Raw genomic sequence first — 17,275 nt, forward strand, 5'->3', positions numbered from 1 at the left:
GGTCGAGGCCCCCGAAGTCGAGGACGCGCGCGAGGGCCAGCACCGCTACGACCCCGACACCTTCGATCCCGACGCCGCCACGCCGGACGGGCGGGGCAGCGACGACGGCGTGGTGCCGCCGCTGCGGCGCTTCCAGAACGTGGCCCCGGAGGACGGACAATGAGCCCCATCGACCGACGCTTGATCACCCACATGAACTGGGGCCTGGTGGGCTTCACCGGACTGCTGTTCCTGTTCGGGGTGGCCAATCTGTACTCGGCCAGCGGCGTGCGCATGGAAGACGGCATCGTGGTCTCCACGTTCTACCAGAAACAGTTGCTGTGGGGGCTGATGGGGCTTGGCGGCATGGTCTTCTTCATGCTGTTCGATTACCGGCACATGAAAAGCCTGGCCCTGCCGCTGTTCATCATCACCATGATCCTGCTGGCCGCCATCCCCGTGTTCGGCAAGGTGGTGTACGGCGCACGGCGCTGGCTGCCGCTGGGGTTCATGAACCTGCAACCCAGCGAGGTGGCCAAGATCGCCATCCTGATCATGGGGGCGCGCTTTCTGTCGCGCAGCCGCGAGCCGCTGGGCTGGAAGGGGCTGTTCGAGGTGCTGGCGCTGGGCGGCCTGCCCGCCGGGTTCATCGTCGTGCAGCCGGACCTTGGCACCACGCTGCTGCTGCTCATGCTGCTGGGGGGCATAACCCTGTTCCACGGGGTGCAGCCGGGCGTGCTGAAGACCTGCCTGGTGGTGGTACCCTCCATGCTGCCGCTGGCGTGGTTTCGCCTGCACGACTACCAGAAGCAGCGCATCATGACCTTTCTCGACCCCGGCAACGATCCGCTGGGCGCCGGGTACCACATCATCCAGTCGCAGATCGCCATCGGCTCGGGCCAGCTGTGGGGCAAGGGCTTTCTGGGGGGCACGCAAAGCCAGCTGCGCTTTCTGCCGGAAAAGCACACCGACTTCGCGCTGGCCGTGTTCGGCGAGGAGTGGGGCTTCATCGGCTGCGTGCTGCTGGTGGTGCTGTTCTGCCTGTTCCTGCTCAGCATCTTCAACACCGCCCGCGATGCCAAGGACCGCTTCGGCAGCTACCTGACGGTGGGGGTGTTCTTCTATTTCTTCTGGCAGATACTGATCAACATGGGCATGGTCATGGGGCTGATGCCGGTGGTGGGGGTGCCCCTGCCGTTCATCAGCTACGGCGGCAGCGCAACCCTGGTCAATTTCTGCCTGATTGGGCTCGTGCTCAATGTCTCCATGCGGCGGTTCATGTTCAAGACCTCGTGATTGCTGAAACTACGAAGCGCGACAGCGTTGCACTTTCGCTCACAAAGGAGGCGACACACATGGCAAGGGACGAGATAAACGCCTTCCTCGGCGCGGGCACCGTATACCAGGGGCAGCTGAGTTTTCAGGGCGCGGTGCGCATTGACGGCAATTTCGTGGGCGAGGTGCATTCCGAGGGCACGCTCATCGTGGGCAAGGACGCCAACGTGGAGGGGCAGGTGCGCGTGGGGCAGCTGATCCTGTCGGGCCGCGTCACCGGAGAGGTGGTGGCCCAGCGCAAGGTGATCCTGCATCGCACCGGCAACCTGAACGGCAATCTTTCCACCCCCGTGCTGGTCATGGAGGAGGGCGCCGTCATCGAGGGACGCATCACCATGCAGCCTTCGGAAAAGACGGAATAAACCCCCTTCGTTCACATGCCTTTTCCGGCCGCCTTCGGGCGGCTTTTTCATTTGTATCGGAATGACGGCGGGTTGGCTTGCAGGAGACTGTTTGGAAAGGAAAAAAGACTTTGACACCCCCGTGGTAATCAGCTAAATCCTACCCGACTTTGAGCTTAAATTCACAACCTCACCAAGGGAGCAGGCATGATCGATCTGAACATCACCTTCTTCTTCCAGTTGGTGAACTTCCTTGTGACGCTGGTTGTCCTGAATGCCATCCTCATCCGGCCGGTGCGGGATATCATCAGACAGCGGCGTGACAAGATGTCCGGTCTTCTCGGCGAATCGGAGCAGTTCGCCGGACAGGCCGACACCAAGCTGAAGAATTACGAGGCCACCCTTGTCAAGGCCCGCGCCGAAGCCACGGCCGAGCGCGACAAGGCCCGCGCCGAGGGTGTGGCCCGGGAGCAGGTGATCCTGGCCGACGCCGGCAGGCAGGCCCAGGATTACCTCGAAAAGTCCCGTCAGGAGGTGGCCGCGCAGGTGAAGACCGCCATGGACGCCCTGAAGGGGCAGGTCGACGCGCTGGCCGCCAAGGCTACCGCCAAGGTGCTGGGCTAAGACTCCACGTCAGTGCGCAACAGCAAGGAGGGATCGGCGTTGAAAGGGCTGAAACACAGTGCAGCGGCGCTCGGACTGGTGTTTGTCACCGCCGGCGTGGCGCTGGCCTCCGATGGCGGGGGCGAGCACCAGGCCGACTGGGGCAACTTTGCCTTCCGTGTCGCCAACTTCGTCATCTTCATCGGCATCATCTACTGGGCCGCGGGCAAGAAGATTGTGGGCTTCTTCTCCGGTCGCAGGAAGGGCATCGAGCAGGAACTGAACGACCTTGAAAGCCGCAAGGCCGAGGCCGCCAAGAACCTGGCCGATGTCGAGCGCCGCATCGCCAACCTTGAGCAGGAGCGGCAGTCCATTCTCGCCGAATACCGCGCCCAGGGCGAAGCCATGCAGGCCGCCATCATCGAGAAGGCGGAAAAGACCGCCTCCCAGATCACCGAGCAGGCCGCGCGCACGGCCGAAAACGAGATCAAGCAGGCCATGGAGACCATGCGCGCCGAGATGGCCGACCAGATCATTGCCGCCGCCGAAAAGATGCTTCAGGAAAAGCTCACTGGTGAGGAGCACGAGAAGCTCATCGACAAATACTTAACGAAGGTGGTGCTCAATTGACCGGCAACATCGTAGCTCGCAGATACGCCCGTGCGCTTTTTGCGCTGGGCGCGAAATCGGGCGTCGGTGAGCTCGATAAGCTCGGCAGCGATCTTGCCGCGCTTGCCGGGGCTCTCGACGCGGCGCCCGAACTTGGCCGCATCTTCCGCAATCCCATCATCACCGTCGATGAGAAGCGGAACGTCATCCTCAAACTGGTCGAGAAGTACGGCGTCAGCGCCACCGTCCGCAATTTCTGTCTGCTGCTGACGGACAAGGGGCGCCTGGACTGCCTTTCCGACATACAGGCCTTCTACGGCGTTCTCCTCGACGCCGAAAAGGGCGTCATCCGCGGCGAGCTGATGACGGCCGTTGAACTTGCGGAAGCAAAGCGCGCACAGGTCAAGGCGGCTCTTGAACAGCAGGCCGGACGCAAGCTGGAACTCACCTTCAGCGTGAACAAGGACATCCTTGGCGGCGTCGTGCTGAAGGTCGGCGACCGGGTGCTGGATGCCAGTCTGCGCGCGCAGTTAGGTATCCTCAAAGACAACATCAAGAGGGGTGAGTAGGGCTATGCAGATCAAAGCCGAAGAAATCAGCAAGATCATCGAAGAGCAGATCCAAAGCTATGAGCAGCGGGTCGAGATGAGCGAAACCGGCACCGTCCTTTCGGTCGGTGACGGTATTGCGCGCGTCTACGGCGTCCGTAACGCCATGGCCATGGAACTGCTCGAGTTCCCCGGCGGTCTCATGGGCATGGTGCTGAACCTTGAAGAGGACAACGTGGGTGTTGCTCTTCTGGGTGAAGACACCGGCATCAAGGAAGGCGACCCGGTCAAGCGTACCGGCAAGATCTTCTCGGTTCCCGTGGGTGACGAGGTCATGGGCCGCGTGCTCAACCCCCTCGGCCAGCCCATCGACGGCCTGGGCCCGCTGGAAGCCAAGGAGTTCCGCCCCGTGGAACTGAAGGCCCCCGGCATCATCGCCCGTAAGTCGGTGCACCAGCCCATGCCTACCGGCATCAAGGCCATCGACGCCATGACGCCCATCGGTCGTGGCCAGCGCGAACTGATCATCGGCGACCGCCAGACCGGCAAGACCGCCGTGTGCATCGACGCCATCCTGGCCCAGCGCGATACCGGCATCCGCTGCTTCTACGTGGCCATCGGCCAGAAGAAGGCAACGGTTGCCCTGGTGGCCGACACCCTGCGCAAGCACGGTGCCATGGAATACACCACCATCATCTCCGCCACCGCGTCGGAACCCGCGCCGCTGCAGTTCATCTCGGCGTATTCCGGCTGCACCATGGCCGAGTTCTACCGCGACAAGGGCGACCACGCCCTGATCATCTACGATGACCTGTCCAAGCAGGCCGTGGCCTACCGCCAGATGTCGCTGCTGCTCCGCCGTCCTCCGGGGCGTGAAGCCTACCCCGGCGACGTGTTCTACCTGCACTCGCGCCTGCTGGAACGCGCGGCCAAGGTCAACGATTCGCTGGGCGCCGGTTCGCTGACCGCCCTGCCGATCATCGAAACCCAGGCCGGCGACGTGTCCGCGTACATCCCGACCAACGTTATTTCCATCACCGATGGTCAGGTGTACCTGGAACCCAACCTGTTCAACGCGGGCATCCGCCCCGCCATCAACGTCGGTCTGTCGGTGTCCCGAGTGGGCGGCGCCGCGCAGATCAAGGCGATGAAGCAGGTTGCCGGCACCATGCGTCTGGACCTTGCCCAGTACCGCGAACTGGCTGCCTTCGCGCAGTTCGGTTCCGACCTTGACAAGGCCACCAAGCAGAAGCTTGACCGCGGCGCGCGCCTGGTGGAACTGCTGAAGCAGCCCCAGTACCAGCCCATGCCCGTCGAACAGCAGGTCGCCTCCATGTACGCCGCCACCCGCGGCCTGATGGACGATGTGCCCGTGCTGGCCATTCGCAAGTTCGAAGCCGAAATGCTCGACTTCCTCAAGAACTCGAAGGCCGACATCCTGAACGACATCAAGACCAAGAAGGCTCTCGACGCGGACATCGAAGACCGCCTGAAGGCAGCTGTTGCCGAGTTCAAAAAGGGCTTCCAAGCCTAGGCGGGAGGTAACCGATGCCTTCTTTGAAAGACGTCAAGGTCAAGATCGCCGGGGTCAAGAAGACCAAGCAGATCACCAAGGCCATGAACATGGTGGCCTCGGCGAAGCTGCGCGGTGCCCAGCAGCGCATAGAACGGTTCCGCCCTTACGCGTCCAAGTTCTATGACATGCTGGGAGACCTGGCGAGCAAGGCGGACAGCTCCGTCCACCCGCTTCTGGAAGTGCGCGAGGAAATCAAGACGTGTGGGATCGTCCTCGCCACCTCGGACCGCGGGCTGTGCGGCAGCTTCAACTCCAACCTCATCACCACCGCCCTGAAGCTGGCCGCCAAGAAGGCCGCGGAAGGCAAGAAGGTCAAGTTCTACTGCGTGGGCAAGAAAGGCCGCGATGCGGCCCGCAAGACCGACCACGAGGTCGCCATGGCGCTTGCCGACCAGATGGGCAGCTTCGACTTCCAGCTCGCCAACCGGATCGGGCTGGATGTCATCAATGCCTACCTGACGCGTGAACTGGACGAAGTGATCATGGTCTACGGCGAGTTCGTGAGCATGGCCAAGCAGTTGCCCATCGCGCTGCCCATCCTGCCCATCGCTCCCAAGGAAGAGGAGGCCGCCCCGGCTGCCCCCGCCTCCAACAAGGAGTATATCTACGAACCCGCCGTGGAGGGCCTGCTGGCCGAACTGCTGCCCCGCTTCATCAAGGTGCAGCTGTATCGCGGTCTGCTCGACACCTCCGCCAGCGAGCACGCGGCGCGCATGGCCGCCATGGATAACGCCACGCGCAGCTGCGACGACATGATCGGTTCCCTGACGCTGCTCTTCAACAAGACGCGGCAGGCTTCGATCACGCGCGACCTCATGGACATCGTCGGTGGCGCCGAGGCGCTGAAAGGCTAATAAGGGAGCGTACACACATGAGTGCTAACATTGGCAAGATCGTTCAGGTCATCGGCGCCGTCGTGGACGTCGAGTTCCCGAGCGGCAACCTGCCGAACATCTTGAGCGCGTTGGACATCAAGAACCCCAACAACAGCGACGCGCCCCAGCTGGTCTGCGAAGTTGCCCAGCACCTCGGCGACAACGTCGTCCGCACCATCGCCATGGACGCGACCGAAGGTCTCGTGCGCGGCATGGAAGCGGTGGACACCGGCAAGCCCATCATGGTGCCTGTCGGCAAGGCGTCGCTTGGTCGCATCATGAACGTGGTGGGTCGTCCCGTTGACGAAATGGGCCCCATCGATACCGACAAATACCTGCCCATTCACCGTCCGGCGCCTGAGTTCACCGAGCAGAACACCAAGGTGGAACTGCTCGAAACCGGCATCAAGGTCGTTGACCTGCTCATCCCGTTCCCCAAGGGCGGCAAGATGGGCCTGTTCGGCGGCGCGGGCGTGGGCAAGACCGTTATCCTCATGGAAATGATCAACAACATCGCGAAGCAGCACGGCGGCATCTCCGTGTTCGCGGGTGTTGGCGAGCGTACCCGTGAAGGGAACGACTTGTACCACGAAATGAAGGACGCCGGCGTTCTGGAGAAGGCCGCGCTCATCTACGGCCAGATGAACGAACCGCCAGGAGCCCGTGCCCGCGTGGCCCTGACCGCCCTCGCCTGTGCGGAATACTTCCGTGACATCGAGAACCAGGACGTGCTGCTGTTCGTCGACAACATCTTCCGCTTCACCCAGGCGGGTTCGGAAGTGTCGGCGCTCCTCGGCCGCATGCCCTCGGCGGTGGGTTACCAGCCCACCCTGGGCACCGACCTTGGTGGCCTGCAGGAACGCATCACCTCCACGGTCAAGGGCTCGATCACCTCGGTCCAGGCCGTGTACGTGCCCGCGGACGACCTTACCGACCCCGCGCCTGCCACCACCTTCTCGCACCTTGACGGTACGCTGGTGCTTTCGCGTCAGATCGCGGAACTCGGCATCTACCCCGCGGTGGACCCGCTCGACTCCACGTCGCGCATCCTCGACCCCAACGTGGTCGGCGCCGAGCACTACTCGGTGGCCCGCGCGGTGCAGCAGGTTCTGCAGAAGTACAAGGATCTGCAGGACATCATCGCCATTCTCGGCATGGACGAACTGTCCGACGAAGACAAGCTGACCGTCGCCCGCGCGCGCCGCATCCAGCGCTTCCTGTCGCAGCCGTTCCACGTGGCCGAAACCTTCACCGGCACGCCCGGCGTGTACGTGAAGCTGGAAGACACCATCAAGGCGTTCCGGGGCATCCTGAACGGTGACTTCGACCACCTTGCGGAAGGCGACTTCTACATGGTGGGCGGCATCGAGACGGCCCTTGAAAAGTACAAGAAGCGCCAGGAGCAGCAATAAGGAGTGACCCATGGAAAAGTCGCTCCATCTCGAAATCGTCACGCCTGACAGGCTCGTGCTCAGCGAGAAGGTCGACTATGTGGGCGCCCCCGGCTACGAGGGCGAATTCGGCATCCTGCCGAACCACATTCCCTTCCTTTCCGCGCTGAACATCGGCAGCCTGTACTACAAGGCTGGCGGCAAGACGCACTGGATCTTCGTGTCCGGCGGATTTGCCGAGGTTTCGGACAACAAGGTGACCGTGCTGGCCGAATCGGCGGAACGCGCAGAGGACATCGATCTCGAACGCGCCCGCAAGGCCAAGGAACGTGCCGAGCAACGCCTGGCCCAGGCCAAGGAAAAGCTCGACAGCGCACGGGCCCAGGCCGCCCTGCAACGCGCCTTGGCGCGCATGAGGGTACGCGGCGCGGCCTAGCGCACCGCACGCCCGGTCAAACCGGTCAAAGACGACATGCGACGGCCCGGAGGGAAACCTCCGGGCCGTTTGCGTTTGTCGTTGCAGATGGGCTTTGCCGCAGCGCAGGGTGGCGGGCGGTATTCTGCCATGGGGCTAAGGGCGGTGTCGCTGATGCGGGAACCCGCACGGTGGATGACGCCGCCGCTGCAGTCACTCCTATTGTCGCCGTCCTGTTGCCGCCGCCCCTTTGCCGCGCGGCCTCCGGCATTTGAACGGCATGGTGTCGCACGCCTTTCAAATGAAAGCCGGGCCGGAAGGCCGGCCCGGCATGCAGGCTGAATGCGACGCCCTTTGAAGCGCCGTTGCTGCCGTTGCGTGTCGCCACGCGGCGTTGCATACAGCGACATGCCGTAACGCAACGGGCGATTTTTGTTGGCGGGTCTACCCCAGGGCCCTGGCGGCAATGGAGCGGAACAGCTTCAGGCTGTGCGGCTCGTTGCGGAATTCCGCCGAAGGCACCTTGGCGGCGGCGTCGCCGTGGCGCTTGTACACGGCGGCGGCCTTTCCGGCCGAGATGTTCTTGCCGCCGGGGCAGACAACGTTGCCCGAAGGGCTGAGGGTGCAGCCCATGGCGGTGGCGGCTTGCATGAATTTGTGAGCGAATTCTTCCGGTTTCATGTATCCTCCCAGGTCGCGGTGTTGCGAGAAGGGCCCGCCGCCAGGCCCGCGCTCCGGTTGGCAGCAGGGCGGGCGGCAACGGGCGGAACCATGTCCGTTGCGGGGAAAATGCGGGGGAGTGCCCCGAAGTTTTCCACTGACACCATAAAGCCACACCGGGCACCAACCGTCAAGTTGGCGAAAACCGGTCCCGCGGGCGTTGCCGTTGACCGTGTCCGGCATGTGGGCGCTTGCGAGGGCGGCGTGCGTCCGGTTTGCAGCATCGCGCATCAGTTTTTTCAGCAAAAAGCGTTGACACGCTAATGGTAATTGTTACTGTGTAGTCGAGTGATGCTTCCTCAGCCATCCTCTCTCCTTCACATTGGCGACGGTTCACCTGCGGGCCGGGAGTGGCAGCCCGGCCCGCTCAGGTGACCGGAAGCCCGCAGCAGCGGGGAAGCGGATCACGTGATGTTTCTTGCAACGGGCGGCATGCAGGCCGCCTGGCACGCGCAACCTTACGGCAGGAGTGACCCATGCAAGACCTGAAGACGCTCGGCCACATGGATATCGACTGGAATCTCAGCCCCGAGCACGCCGTTACCATGTACCTGGAGTGGGGCAACAACAACTGGCATGCGGAATATCCCCCGGTGCGTTCCAAGGACGACTATTCCACCTACTTCGTGGTGGACACCTGGGGGCCGCGTCCGGTGGTGCGCTTGGTGCGCCGCAACTCCGAGGCGGCGGAAGACATTTACAGCGCGCCGTTGCCCGAACGGCTGGCCAATCTCTTTCTGGCCGAGTTCGGAGACCTGCGCGGCATCTACGAGCCCACCCCCGAAATCAAGGAATGGCTGCGGCACGAGATGGGCCTGGCGTAGAAAGTGTTCCGCCTGCGTGCGGCACGCCAATCAGCCCGCCTGACAAGTTTTCCTGGGTTGTCCATGCATTGACCTGACATCTCCCATCTTCTTTCCTCCATCCTCGGCAGCGATGGCAAGGATCCCCCTTCGGCCCCGGCTTTGTGTCGGGGCCGTCGGTGTTTGCGCGGCTGAGGTTGTGACGGGCGCCCGTCGTGGTTGAGAACTCGTGTCGCGTGCCGCTGGTGCGCGCAATCGGTACTGCGCGTCGCGGTATGACAGCGGGCGCCTCTCATGGACAAGATGCACACGGGGCTGCATTCTGGTTGCCGCTCCACAGGTATCGTATCGGCAGCGGCTGGGCGTGGCCGGCCAATCTGCTGTTCAGGCTGCGCGTTGGCATGGTACATGCGCCATGAACAAGCGCATATTGTTTCTTCCTCGGAGGTTGCGTGCTGCGTTTTCATCCTGAAAGGACGAAGATCGTATTTCTTGACCTGGAATTCTATGTGCCGGAACAGGACAGGGGACGCAGTTCGCCCAGCGGCATGCGGTATTCACCGGTATTGCCGGACCACAAGATACTGGGCGGAACCTTCCTTACCTATCTTCCAATGCGCAACCATGTGGAAGGGGTGCACGGCATCTGGGAGTGGCAGCACGGCGCAGAAAAGGAAGCCCTGCGCCAGATGTATCGCCTGTTGTGCCGCGAGTGGCTGAGCATTCTGGACAAGGAAGACCATGGGTCCCTCATGTTGGGGGGCATTGGTATTTCTCATAGCGATATTCCGGCGCTGTTTGCCCGCTGTGCACAATTCGGCATCGATACCCCCCATAGGCTGCACGATGTGTTTTACGGCAGCAGGCAGTTGGATCTTTCCGCCATCTCGTACTGCCAATTCACCGGCGGTTGGCCCTACTTCGCCTATCCGAAGACCAAGCGGGAACTGTACGCGAAGTATCTGAAGCAGAAGTCCCCCGAATCAGGAAAGCAGGTCTGGCAATGGTACGAGTGCGGGCAGCACGCCCGCATCGAAAAAAGATGTCGCGCTGAAATCATGTCCACGCTGGCCATTTACAGGGCCATGTTCGATCTCCGGCGCAAGACGGAAGGCGATCTCAAGCGCTTGAAACGTTACGAGAAGGGGTAGCCAGAAGACCAGTAGTCCATGTGGAGCGCCTGTGCCCCTGCTCTGGCGGACGCTTCCTGTCGTGCGACGCTTCCTGGCGCCGACCGTAGCGGTTGCGGCATGGCCTGTCCTCTCGCCTCCCGCCTCCCGACGACGTGCGCGGACCCGTGCCTTTCGCCTGCGCGGTTCGTGCGCTTTTTCCGCCCCGCAATCCCGCATTTTTTCCCCTCGGTGCACATCCTTGCACGAAAAAATGGCTTCCCCCTCTTTACGACCGGCAACCCCGCCTTACTATTCACACCAGCCAACGCCGGAACGGCTCGCACCGGGACGGCGGCCAGCGCAAGATCACTTCGCGACATGCTCGCGTACCCTTTGAGGAGGAAGACAATGGGCAAGATCATCGGCATCGACCTCGGGACCACCAACTCCTGCGTCTACGTGATGGAGGGCAAGGATCCCAAGTGCATCACCAACCCCGAAGGCGGGCGCACCACGCCCTCCATCGTGGCCTTCACCGACAAGGAGCGCCTTGTCGGCGACATCGCCAAGCGCCAGGCCGTCACCAACCCCGAGCGGACGGTGTTCGCCGTAAAGCGCCTGATGGGCCGCAAGGGCGACGCCCCCGAAGTGAACAACTGGAAGACCCACAGCCCCTACCGCATCGTGGCGGGCGCCAATGGCGATGCCGCCGTTGAAGTGCAGGGCCGCCAGTACTCCGCCGCCGAAGTTTCGGCCATGATCCTCGGCAAGCTGAAGGCCGACGCGGAAGCGTACCTGGGCGAAACCGTGACCGATGCGGTCATCACCGTGCCCGCCTACTTCAACGACGCCCAGCGCCAGGCCACCAAGGACGCGGGTCGCATCGCTGGCCTCGAAGTCAAGCGCATCATCAACGAACCCACCGCCGCCTCGCTGGCCTACGGCTTCGACAAGAAGGCCAACGAGAAGATCGCGGTGTTCGACCTTGGCGGCGGCACGTTCGACATTTCCATCCTTGAAGTGGGCGACAACGTCGTGGAAGTGCGCGCCACCAACGGCGACACCTTCCTGGGCGGCGAAGACTTCGACCAGCGGATCATCAACTACCTTGTGGAAGAGTTCCGCCGCGAGAACGGCGTCGACCTCTCCAAGGACCGCATGGCGTTGCAACGCCTGAAGGAAGCGGCGGAAAAGGCCAAGAAGGACCTTTCCACCTCCATGGAAACGGAAATCAACCTGCCCTTCATCACCGCCGACCAGAACGGTCCCAAGCACCTGATGATGAAGCTTTCGCGCGCCAAGCTCGAAAAGCTGGTGGAAGACCTGGTGGACCGCACCATCGAGCCGTGTCGCAAGGCCCTGGCCGACGCCGGTCTTTCCGCCGCGCAGATCGACGAGGTGGTGCTGGTGGGCGGCATGACCCGCATGCCCCTGGTGCAGAAGAAGGTGGGCGAGTTCTTCGGCAAGGAACCCAACCGCTCGGTGAACCCCGACGAAGTGGTGGCCATGGGCGCCGCCATCCAGGGCGGCATCCTTGCGGGCGACGTGAAGGATGTGCTGCTGCTGGACGTGACCCCGCTTTCGCTGGGCATCGAGACCCTGGGCGGCGTGTTCACCCGGCTCATCGACCGCAACACCACCATCCCCACCCGCAAGAGCCAGACCTTCACCACGGCGGCGGACAACCAGCCCTCGGTGTCCATTCACGTGCTGCAGGGCGAACGCCCCATGGCCGGTGACAACATGACCCTGGGCCGATTTGAACTGACCGGCATTCCCCCGGCCATGCGCGGCACCCCGCAGGTAGAGGTCACCTTCGACATCGACGCCAACGGCATCGTCAACGTGTCGGCCAAGGATCTCGGCACCGGCAAGGAACAGTCCATCCGCATCACCGCCTCTTCCGGCCTGTCGGAAAGCGAAATCCAGCGCCTGATCAAGGAAGCGGAGTCGCACGCCGACGAGGACAAGAAGAAGCAGGAACTGATCGAGGCCCGCAACCAGGCCGACGGGCTGATCTACGGCACCGAAAAGTCCATCGCCGACCTTGGCGACAAGCTGGACGCCGCCACCAAGACCGACATCGAGGGCAAGATCGAGGCCCTGAAGAAGGTCATGGACGGCAGCGACGTTGCGGCCATCAAGACCGCGTCCGAAGAACTGTCGCGCGCCTCGCACAAGCTGGCCGAACAGCTGTACCAGCAGAGCCAGCAGGGCCAGCCCGGCGCCGGTCCCGAAGCGGGGCATGACGCGGGCAACGCCGGTTCCGCCAAGGGCGACGACGACGTGGTGGACGCCGACTACACCGAAGTGAAGAAGTAACCAGCCGCCCCTGCCCGCGCCCCGCGCGCGGGCAGGGATGGAATGCTCCGGGGCGCGCCCGCGCCCGACCAGGTCTTTCGGGATGTCGGTCGGGACGCAAGGCGCGCCCTGCTTGCATTCCGGGGCCACAATGTATAGCCTGACGCGATTCGCCGCTGGGCCTGCCGGTGCAGTGCCCCCCGTTTCGCGGCCCGGGTTTCGCCCCTGCGCCGGTCCTCGTCTTCGGCGCGTTTTCCGCGTGGCAAACCGCACGCCAGGCCGCAGGCCACGCCGCGCGGCAGCCCGTGCAGGTACATCCGGCAAGCAACGGTCCACCCCACGGTGCACACGATGGTGCACACCACGGTACCCACGATGCAGCACGTTCTTTCGCGCGCCACGGTCCTTGCCCTTCTCGCGCTCATGGTGCTTTCCGCCGCCGGGTGCGGCGGCAAGCGGTCCATCATCATTCCGCAGGAACCCGTCACCCCGCAGGTGCAGCAGCCGGTGCGGCGCTCGGCGCTGGACGAAGGCAACGAGGCCCTGAAGCGCGGCGACGCGGCTACGGCGGAACGCATCTTCGGCATGATGACCGCGCGTACCGACATCACGCCCGAGGAACGCCTGGGCGCCTGGCGCGGCTACAGCATGGCCGCCGAGGCCAATGCCCATCCCAATCTGGCCCTGGACGGCCTGGAAGGATGGCGCAGGCTGGACCCGGCAGCGGATGCCGGGCAGGACTGGCAGGACACCTGGTACCGCGCCATGTCCCGCATTTCCAAGACCGAAAGCCGCCAGCGCGCCACGGCGGTGTTCGGCGACGCCGCGCGCCCGTGGGGCCTGCGCGCGCAGGCCGGGCTTATCGTGGCCACCCGGCAGTGGGAGGGGGGCGACATTTCCGGTTCCCTCCAGACCCTGTCCAACCTGTGGGCCCAGGCGGGTACGCAGGCCGGGGCCGCCGCCGGAAGCCAGTCCTTCCGGGCCGCGTTGGAAAACCGCCTGTTCGACGAACTGAAGCGTTCCGACAACGCCACGGTGGAGCAGCTTGCCGCCACCGTGACCCCGGAAAACGAAGGCCGCTACCCCTACAACATCATCGAACTGGAGTCGGCCCGGCGCATGGCCGCTGCCAACGCCGGTTCGCTGCGCGCGCTGGAAACCCTTACCCGGTTGCAGCGCAGCGGCAATTTCAACGACCCCAACCTGCTCGGCACCGTGCTGACGCCGCTGGAGCAGAGCGGCATGCGCGCCTCGCGCACCGTGGCCCTGGCCCTGCCCATGACCGGCGCCTTCGGCAACATCGGGTGGAAGATCTCGCGCGGGGCGGGCGCCGCCCAGTGGGAACTTTCGCGCACCGGCGTTGAGGTCGAGGTGGTGGTGCTGAACACCGAATCGCCCGACTGGCTGGACAAGCTGGCCGCCCTGCCGCCCCAGTGCGTGGTGGTGGGCGGGCCGCTGCGCACCAACAGCTTCGGCGCCGCCAAGGAACGCGGCCTGATTGGCCAGCGCGCCTTCTTCACCTTTCTGCCGCAGCTTGACGGCGGCGAAGAAGGCCGCGTGGCGTGGCGTTTTTTCACCAGCCCCGACGACCAGGTCAACGCACTGCTGGGCTTCACCCAGGATGCCCTTGGCGTGACCAGCTATGGTGTGCTGCACCCCGACGATGCCTTTGGCGGCAAGATGGCCTCGCTCTTTGCCGAGCGGGCCCGCGCGCGCGGCGCCAGCGTGGCTTCCACCATGTCCTACCCCACGGGCAAGCATCAGGAATGGAACCGCATCGCGGGCAGCTTCGTGAAGGTGCGCACCATCAACAGCTACCCGGTGCCGGGGGCCACCTTTGAAGCCACCTTCCTGCCCGACAGCTGGAAGAACACCGAGATGCTGGTGCCCAACCTGTTCTTCCACGGCGAGGACCGGCAGGTGCTGCTGGGCACCACCCTGTGGGAGCAGGGGCTGGCCGGGCAGAAGAGCGTGGACGTGCGCAACTTCGGGTTGGCCGTGTTTCCCGGCGCCTGGAACGGGGCGCAGGCCACGCCCGCCGGGGATGCACTGGCGCGCACCCTGCGCGAGGCGGGCAACCCCGATGCCCCCGACTTCTGGGTGGGCCTTGGCTACGACTTCGTGCGCTTTGCCTCGAATATCGGCCTGCCGGAAAAGGGCTGGACCCCGGCGGATGTCAACCGCCGCCTGGCCGACGCCCAGCGCATGCAGTGGGCCATGGGCGCCCTGCACTGGAGCGCCGACGGCCACGCCTCGCAGGACCTGTTCCTGTTCTCGCCCACGTCCGACGGCTTCAAGCCCGTGGAGCCCACCGAGTTCCGCCAGAAGCTGGAACGCACCCGCGAGCGCCACGAGGCCCGCGCCAAGGCCGCGGCCACCGCAACTCCGCAATAATCCGCACGCCATACAGGACCGATCATGACCACCATCAGCACCGATCAGGTGGCCGCCATCGCGCGGCTGGCCCGGCTGGCCCCGGACGAGGCGCAGCTTGCAACCTTTGCCCGGCAGTTCGGCGACATCCTGGGCTACATGGAGATGCTGAACGGCCTCGACACCACCGGCGTCGAGCCGCTGTACAGCCCCGTGCAGCATGCCACGGCCCTGCGCCCCGACGAAGCCGCCCCGCGCTGCACGCGCGAGGATGTGCTGCGGAATGCGCCGGAGGCCGACCAGGAATTCTTCATTGTTCCCCGGATAGTGTAATTTCCGGTGCGGGGATTCCGCGCCGTGGCGGCGTCAGGCTTCCTTTCCGGGGCTTGAAATACGGAAAGAGTTTTCCTGCGCCCCGGAAAGATTGCCTTCCTTGCCACGACACGGACTTCCCGCACCTGACGCGCGAAGGCGCGACGGGGGAAAGGCAGGAAGACCGAGCGGCGACGTACCTGACGCGCGAAGGCGTGCAGGGAAAGAAAAAGCGCCTCCTTCCTGAACCGGCGTCGCGTTGGTAGTGCTGGCTCGGTGGGGAAAGGCAGGAAGATGGAGTGCCCGCCTGACGCGCGGAAGTGCGTGGCGCGGTTGCCGATGCCTGTCAGGCCCGGTGGCAGGCAATGCAGGGGGACCGGGGGAACAAGTTCCCCCGGCGGGGTTCGGGGCGGCGCCCCGATTCCTTACCCTGCTCTCGTGCGGATATTTTCCGGAAAGTTCACAGACAAGCCTCCGCGCAGGCGGCGGCATGCACAGCCAAGGATAGTGAGATGTCCGATACGTCCACCGCAATCGTTTCCCTGTCGCTGGCCGAAGTGCGCGACCGGCTGGCCCGGCGCGAACTGACGGCGGAGCAGGTCGCCACAGCGTGTCTTGACCGCATCACGGCCACCGAACCCGCCATTGCCGCGCTGCTCACAACTCGGGCTGAGGGAGCCCTGGCAGAAGCCCGCGCGCTGGACGGTGCCGGTCCGGACCCGGCAAGGCCCTTGTGGGGCGTGCCGCTGACGGTCAAGGACGCCCTGACCACGGCGGGCACCCGTACTACCTGCGGCTCGCGCATTCTGGGCGACTTCACCCCGCACTACGACGCCTTTGCCGTGGCCCGGCTGCGCGAGGCCGGTGCGGTGATCCTGGGCAAGACCAACATGGACGAGTTCGCCATGGGCTCGTCCACCGAAAATTCCGCCTTCGGCCCCACCCGCAACCCGTGGAACGTGGCGCGCGTGCCGGGCGGTTCCAGCGGCGGTTCCGCCGCCAGCGTCGCCGCCGGGCAGTGCTTCGGATCCTTGGGTACAGACACCGGCGGCTCCATCCGTCAGCCCGCCTCCCTGTGCGGCTGCGTGGGGCTGAAGCCGACCTACGGGCGCGTGTCGCGCTTCGGGCTGGTGGCCTACGGTTCGTCGCTGGACCAGATCGGTCCGCTGACCCGCACCGTGGAGGACGCGGCCCTGCTGCTGTCGGTCATCGCCGGGCACGACCCGCGCGACGCCACCAGTGCCAACCTGCCCGTGGACGACTACATGGGCGCGCTTGCCGCCCGCAAGGACCTGTCCGGGGTGCGCATCGGCGTGCCGCGCGAATTCCGGGGCGAGGGCATCGACCTCGAGGTGTCCGCCGCCTGCGAGGCCGCGCTGGACACGGCCAGGGGCCTCGGCGCCACCATCGTGGACGTGGAACTGCCGCATACCCCCTACAGCATCGCGGCGTACTACATCATCGCCCCGGCGGAAGCGAGCTCCAACCTGGCCCGCTTCGACGGGGTGCGCTATGGCCGCCGGGCGGAAAGCCCGCGCGACCTGGCCGACCTGTACGTGCGCTCGCGCGCCGAAGGGTTCGGCGACGAAGTGCAGCGGCGCATCATGCTGGGTACCTACGTGCTGTCGTCCGGCTACTACGACGCATACTACCGCAAGGCCGCGCAGGTGCGCCGCCTGATCCGCGAGGACTACGAGAAGGCCCTTGCCCAGTGCGACGTGCTGTGCGGCCCGGCATCGCCGGTGACGGCGTGGGGCCTTGGCGAACTGACCAGCGATCCGCTGAAGATGTACATGATGGACGTGTTCACCCTGTCGCTGAACCTGGCTGGCCTGCCGGGCCTGTGCATTCCCGTGGGCATGGGCAGCCGTTCCGGCATGCCCGTGGGCCTGCAGATGCTGGGCCGGGCCTTTGGCGAGGGCGACCTGCTGGCGGCGGCCAACGTGCTGTCCGGCGCGCTGGGCGTGCCGGGGGTGGCACCC

16 protein-coding genes are annotated in these 17,275 nt (G+C 64.7%); 15 read left to right on the forward strand and 1 reads right to left on the reverse strand.

Annotated features, from left to right (window positions below; all coding sequences use genetic code 11):
• Positions 1-159 precede the first annotated feature (159 nt).
• The 9 genes from rodA to FVW27_RS11865 all read left to right on the forward strand — a co-directional run bounded on the left by rodA (position 160) and on the right by FVW27_RS11865 (position 7,693).
• Positions 160-1,275, forward strand: a complete 1,116-nt coding sequence (gene rodA / locus FVW27_RS11825) for a rod shape-determining protein RodA (RefSeq protein WP_167125391.1) — start codon at positions 160-162, stop codon at positions 1,273-1,275.
• A 59-nt stretch (positions 1,276-1,334) separates the two neighbouring features.
• Complete coding sequence (locus FVW27_RS11830) at positions 1,335-1,676, forward strand: bactofilin family protein (protein ID WP_007527050.1); 342 nt, start codon at positions 1,335-1,337, stop codon at positions 1,674-1,676.
• Positions 1,677-1,862: 186 nt separating this feature from the next.
• Positions 1,863-2,279, forward strand: a complete 417-nt coding sequence (locus tag FVW27_RS11835; RefSeq protein ID WP_167125393.1) for an ATP synthase F0 subunit B — start codon at positions 1,863-1,865, stop codon at positions 2,277-2,279.
• Positions 2,280-2,318: 39 nt separating this feature from the next.
• Positions 2,319-2,888: a F0F1 ATP synthase subunit B family protein gene (locus FVW27_RS11840; protein ID WP_167125394.1), complete on the forward strand. Its 570-nt coding sequence runs from the start codon at positions 2,319-2,321 to the stop codon at positions 2,886-2,888.
• Positions 2,885-3,436: an ATP synthase F1 subunit delta gene (atpH, locus tag FVW27_RS11845; RefSeq protein WP_167125396.1), complete on the forward strand. Its 552-nt coding sequence runs from the start codon at positions 2,885-2,887 to the stop codon at positions 3,434-3,436. The genes FVW27_RS11840 and atpH overlap by 4 nt, the downstream gene beginning before the upstream one ends.
• A 4-nt stretch (positions 3,437-3,440) precedes the next feature.
• The gene (gene atpA, locus FVW27_RS11850) at positions 3,441-4,949 is read left to right on the forward strand and encodes a F0F1 ATP synthase subunit alpha (protein ID WP_015946451.1); all 1,509 of its coding nucleotides are present in this window, start codon (positions 3,441-3,443) and stop codon (positions 4,947-4,949) included.
• 14 nt (positions 4,950-4,963) lie between these two features.
• On the forward strand, positions 4,964-5,845 hold the full coding sequence (locus tag FVW27_RS11855) for a F0F1 ATP synthase subunit gamma (protein WP_167125398.1): 882 nt from the start codon (positions 4,964-4,966) through the stop codon (positions 5,843-5,845).
• Positions 5,846-5,862: 17 nt separating this feature from the next.
• Positions 5,863-7,278, forward strand: a complete 1,416-nt coding sequence (gene atpD, locus FVW27_RS11860) for a F0F1 ATP synthase subunit beta (RefSeq protein WP_167125400.1) — start codon at positions 5,863-5,865, stop codon at positions 7,276-7,278.
• 10 nt (positions 7,279-7,288) lie between these two features.
• Positions 7,289-7,693, forward strand: coding sequence for a F0F1 ATP synthase subunit epsilon (locus FVW27_RS11865; protein WP_167125402.1), 405 nt, complete (start codon positions 7,289-7,291; stop codon positions 7,691-7,693).
• Positions 7,694-8,116: 423 nt separating this feature from the next.
• Here the strand turns inward: FVW27_RS11865 and FVW27_RS11870 are convergent, their stop codons facing one another.
• A complete protein-coding gene (locus FVW27_RS11870; RefSeq protein WP_167125404.1) occupies positions 8,117-8,353 on the reverse strand; it encodes a hypothetical protein in 237 nt (78 codons plus the stop codon).
• Between the two features lie 515 nt (positions 8,354-8,868).
• Here FVW27_RS11870 and FVW27_RS11875 point away from each other — a divergent pair.
• The 6 genes from FVW27_RS11875 to gatA all read left to right on the forward strand — a co-directional run.
• On the forward strand, positions 8,869-9,216 hold the full coding sequence (locus FVW27_RS11875) for a DVU0772 family protein (RefSeq protein ID WP_167125406.1): 348 nt from the start codon (positions 8,869-8,871) through the stop codon (positions 9,214-9,216).
• A 431-nt stretch (positions 9,217-9,647) separates the two neighbouring features.
• Positions 9,648-10,346, forward strand: a complete 699-nt coding sequence (locus FVW27_RS11880) for a hypothetical protein (protein ID WP_167125408.1) — start codon at positions 9,648-9,650, stop codon at positions 10,344-10,346.
• A 369-nt stretch (positions 10,347-10,715) separates the two neighbouring features.
• Positions 10,716-12,629, forward strand: a complete 1,914-nt coding sequence (gene dnaK, locus FVW27_RS11885) for a molecular chaperone DnaK (RefSeq protein WP_167125410.1) — start codon at positions 10,716-10,718, stop codon at positions 12,627-12,629.
• A 354-nt stretch (positions 12,630-12,983) separates the two neighbouring features.
• Positions 12,984-15,002, forward strand: a complete 2,019-nt coding sequence (locus FVW27_RS11890) for a type 1 periplasmic-binding domain-containing protein (RefSeq protein ID WP_167125412.1) — start codon at positions 12,984-12,986, stop codon at positions 15,000-15,002.
• 24 nt (positions 15,003-15,026) lie between these two features.
• A complete protein-coding gene (gene gatC / locus FVW27_RS11895; protein ID WP_167125414.1) occupies positions 15,027-15,314 on the forward strand; it encodes an Asp-tRNA(Asn)/Glu-tRNA(Gln) amidotransferase subunit GatC in 288 nt (95 codons plus the stop codon).
• A 491-nt stretch (positions 15,315-15,805) separates the two neighbouring features.
• Positions 15,806-17,275, forward strand: a 1,470-nt coding sequence (gene gatA / locus FVW27_RS11900) for an Asp-tRNA(Asn)/Glu-tRNA(Gln) amidotransferase subunit GatA (RefSeq protein ID WP_167125416.1), incomplete at its 3' end; no start/stop codon positions are given.

Source organism: Nitratidesulfovibrio liaohensis, assembly GCF_011682075.1.
Lineage (GTDB): Bacteria > Desulfobacterota > Desulfovibrionia > Desulfovibrionales > Desulfovibrionaceae > Cupidesulfovibrio > Cupidesulfovibrio liaohensis.